At 52.9% G+C, this 2373-nt stretch carries 3 protein-coding genes; all 3 read left to right on the forward strand.

All coding sequences use genetic code 11. The features are described 5' to 3' along the window. Positions 1 to 1011, forward strand: a 1011-nt coding sequence (locus tag ABYV26_RS24510) for a polysaccharide biosynthesis tyrosine autokinase (RefSeq protein ID WP_372683970.1), incomplete at its 5' end; no start/stop codon positions are given. Positions 1012 to 1018: 7 nt separating this feature from the next. Then, the gene (locus tag ABYV26_RS24515) at positions 1019 to 1648 is read left to right on the forward strand and encodes a J domain-containing protein (RefSeq protein WP_372683971.1); all 630 of its coding nucleotides are present in this window, start codon (positions 1019 to 1021) and stop codon (positions 1646 to 1648) included. Between the two features lie 181 nt (positions 1649 to 1829). After that, positions 1830 to 2373 (forward strand): hypothetical protein (locus tag ABYV26_RS24520; RefSeq protein ID WP_372683972.1); only part of this gene is annotated, 544 nt, incomplete at its 3' end.

The raw sequence follows: 2373 nt of genomic DNA on the forward strand, positions 1-2373 counted from the left end.
TACCAGAGCCTGCTGCAGCGCGCCAAGGAGATCGAATCCATGGCGGGGGTCTCTTCGAGCAACATTCAGATCGTCAACCGGGCCGACCTGCCGCTTTTGGCCGTCAAGCCCAACGTCAAACTCAATTTGGTGCTGTCCATCGTCCTGGGTCTGCTGGGCGGTGTCGGATGCGCATTCATGGCCGAGTACTTCACCGACACGGTGACCAATCCGAGTGAGATAGCGGACCGATTTCAAATTCCGCTGCTGGGTACAATTCCACAAGCCAAACCCGACGAGCATGGGCTGGAGAACGCCTTTCTGCGTCATCCACGGTCCCCTTTCTCCGAAGCCATCCGCTCAACGCGTGTTTCCGTTCAGCTTTCCGGTTCCGGTGCCCGCTCAAAATGCTTTCTGGTTACCAGCACCCTGCCCAGTGAAGGCAAAACCACCCTGGCCGTCAATCTGGCCTTGAGTTTTGCCGCCGCGGGCGAAAAGACCGTGATCATCGATGCCGACCTGCGCAAACCGCGCCTGCATGAAGTGTTTAACCTAAAGCACCGCGTCAACGGCAACGGCATGTCGAGTTTTCTGGCCGAGGTTACCGATGAACTGAAAATGTATAACATCCGGACAAAAAACCTGGGAATCATACCATCCGGACCGGTACCGCCGAACCCAGCCGAATTGCTCGCCTCCGAGCGGTTTAAAATCCTGCTGGGCAGGCTGGCTGATCGGTATGACCGAATCATCCTGGACGGCCCGCCGCACATCGGTTTTGCCGACACCTTGATCCTGTCAAGATGCGTCGGCGGCATCGTCTTGGTCAGCAGCATCGGGGAATCCAGCCGTGAAGCCATCGGACATTTCAAGCGGTCGATTACGAACGTCAACGGCAAAATCCTGGGTTGCGTGGTCAACAAAGTGGATTTCAACAGGAAATTCGGCTACGGGGGATACTACAAATCCTATCAGGCCTATTCCAGCTATGGCTTGGGCGCCCAGGACAAGGAAACGCTATTAAAGAGTTAGGGTAGCATTGGAAACGAAGCCAAACCAACCCCGTAACCAACAGCGACTGCTCACCGACTTTATCCGGCAGGTAGGTGAGTGCAGCGACACGCCGTCACTGATCATGCTGATGGCCGCTGACGCGGATTATCTGCGGTTATGCCGTTCGATTGTCGCTCCGGGGGCTGAACCCAACGCGCAATTTGCCGGCGCCCTTGTCAGCTTTTGCCGTGACTGCGGCATGAACCTGAATCGTCTTAAGATAAAACTCACACCCGCCGCCAGGGCGCTCGGAATCGTGCCATCTTCCGATGCCGCCGTCGATTACTACCGTCTCCTGGGCGTTCGATCCCAAGCCGATGCGCAGGAGATCAAAAAAGCCTTTCGCAGAAAAGCGGGCAGGGTTCACCCGGACGCCAATGCGAACCTGAATGGCGGCACCCGGCAATTCGTTGAATTGAACGATGCCTATCGAACCCTGAATGACCCGGTATTGCGGCATCACTATGACATCAGCCGGCAACATCTGTTGCGCTGGCGCGAGCGTCCCACAAGGTCTTTCCCTGCAGATGAGAGACCCACCATATTAAGTTGGTATTTAGGCGGCCTGGTTTTCATCTTCATATTACTGCTTCTTTTTCTGAATATAATCGTATAGAACCTATCGCAAAAATAGTCTAAGTGCCCATGGCGGCGTTATGAAACGTATCAAAATACTCACATACTTCATGTATGCTCCGTTTTTTCACCGTTGCATGCCTTGCCCTGAACCCTGAACCTTATTTTAGAGATAAGTCCTATTAAAACGTTGTTCAATAAACATACAGGAGGTTCATGTCATGATCTTTTTAAGAAAAAAAAGAATCCAAATCAGAATCCTTGTCTTCTCACTGGCATTTTTGATGGTCAGCCAGAGTGTGCCTGTTCTGGCCGACGCGGACCGGATTTACCCGACCAATAAAGTAACCCTTTATCGCGGTGATACAATCGTAGGCGTCTACACCAAGGAGGCACCGCTGCCCGAAGGGTCGATCATCTCCGCTGACGGGAGGTGCGCCGTCAAGCTGGACGATTTGTACCTCGTGGGTGAGGACCAAAGCCTATTTTCGATCAATACCTCCGGTCGGCAGAGGAACTTGTTCATCAAAAAAGGAACCGTCTATTTTAAAACATCGGCCATGAATCGTTCTTTTTCTTTCATTACACCGGACGGTCCGATCAGCGTCCAACGCATTCAACTCAATGCAGCCGCCGGTGATGGCGCGTTAAAAGGGCTTGTGACGGTGACAGAAAACCAGAGTGAATTGGGAGTTGTGGAAGGCGGATCGATGATCGTGCTTACCGATAACGGCCTGATGACGATATCATCCGGCAAGAAGATCA

Origin of the sequence: Desulfosarcina sp. (assembly GCF_041551955.1) — a bacterium.
GTDB lineage: Bacteria > Desulfobacterota > Desulfobacteria > Desulfobacterales > Desulfosarcinaceae > Desulfosarcina.